Origin of the sequence: Flavobacterium rakeshii (assembly GCF_009741375.1) — a bacterium.
Classification (GTDB): domain Bacteria; phylum Bacteroidota; class Bacteroidia; order Flavobacteriales; family Flavobacteriaceae; genus Flavobacterium; species Flavobacterium rakeshii.
In genome coordinates this window covers 1-1312 of sequence record NZ_WOWP01000018.1, presented here as the reverse complement: position 1 = coordinate 1312, position 1312 = coordinate 1, and the positions used below count along the sequence as shown (strand labels likewise).

The 1312-nt window shown below is 33.6% G+C and carries 1 protein-coding gene; it reads right to left on the bottom strand.

Annotation, left to right across the window (positions count from 1 at the left end; all coding sequences use genetic code 11):
• Positions 1-46: 46 nt before the first annotated feature.
• A protein-coding gene (locus tag GN157_RS06440) for an IS3 family transposase (RefSeq protein WP_394350058.1) occupies positions 47-1272 on the bottom strand; the annotation gives its coding sequence in 2 pieces (ribosomal slippage) (positions 47-933 and positions 933-1272; 1227 coding nt in all).
• Positions 1273-1312 lie beyond the last annotated feature (40 nt).

Sequence of the window (1312 nt, the reverse complement as noted above, 5' to 3'; positions counted from 1 at the left end):
TGAGTCGTCCTAAAATAGGTTGACAATTTTTACAATAAAATTTATATTAACCAGTCAGTATTTGCTGACTGGTTTTTTCATGTATAAAATTAGGCGTTTTCATTGATAAGCTCAAATGAGGTCTTTTATTATTATATGTATTTATTGATATATCTATGAGCTTTTCCAATGTCTTTCCATCTTTGCATTTATATATTAAGAATTCATTTTTTAAAATACCATTTATTCTTTCAGCTAAAGCATTTTGATAGCAATCATAACCATCGGTCATTGATGGTTTTATATTGTTATTATTAAGCACATTTTGGTATATCCTAGAGCAATACTGTAATCCTCTATCAGAATGATGTATAAGAGGCAATGTTGATTTTCGATTCTTAATAGCCATCTTTAAAGCTTTGACAACATTTTCAGCACTCATATCGTCACTAAGTTGATAGCCTACTATTTTTCTACTATAGGCATCAGTAACTAAAGACAAATAATGCATTCTCTCATATGACTTTACATAAGTAATGTCACTAACATACACTTGTTCAGAACGTTCAATTTTACAATCGTTTAAAAGGTTCTCATGTTTGTGTAGCCAATGTTTTGAAAAGGTTGTTTTAGTATAACTTTTCTTTGGCTTGATAAGCAATCCCTCTCTACGCAAATAATTAAATAAAGCGTCACGCCCTATCTTTATATTACACTGGGAAAGTTCCCTAGAGAGCAGATAATATAGTTTGCGGGTTCCAATACGTGGCATTTCTAATCTTAAAGCCAAAACCATAGCTTTTACCTGAAGTAATTCTGTCTCTCTAAAACAGATTCTTCTTTGTTCCTGATATAAAGCCTGTCTGCTTATCCCAAACAATCGGCAACTTCTGGACAGACTTATTCCTGCTCTTTCCCGGAGCCGGAAGATGGTTTGGGAGAAAACTTTTTTCGGATTTGAGTACCATATTGATTATCTGATATATCAATCATGGTGTTAAGAATCTTATTTCTAAGCTTCTCATCAGCCAGTTCTTTTTCAAGCCTTTTGATGATTTGAGCTGGTGTTTCTTTAGATTTTGACATAAACAACGGATTAGGTTTACTCCAATCTAAGTTACCGAATTTTCTAAGCCAAACCAAAACGGTACTTCTGCCCTGGATCCCGTAAACAGATTGGGCTTGTTTATAAGTCATTTCGCCTTTTTCAACACGGGAAATAACGGCCAGTTTAAAAGCCATGTTGTAATCCTTTTGACTACGCTTTATGCGTGTAATTGCTTTGTCTTTCATAATAAGTCGAATTTGTGTCAACTTATTTCAGGACGAGACA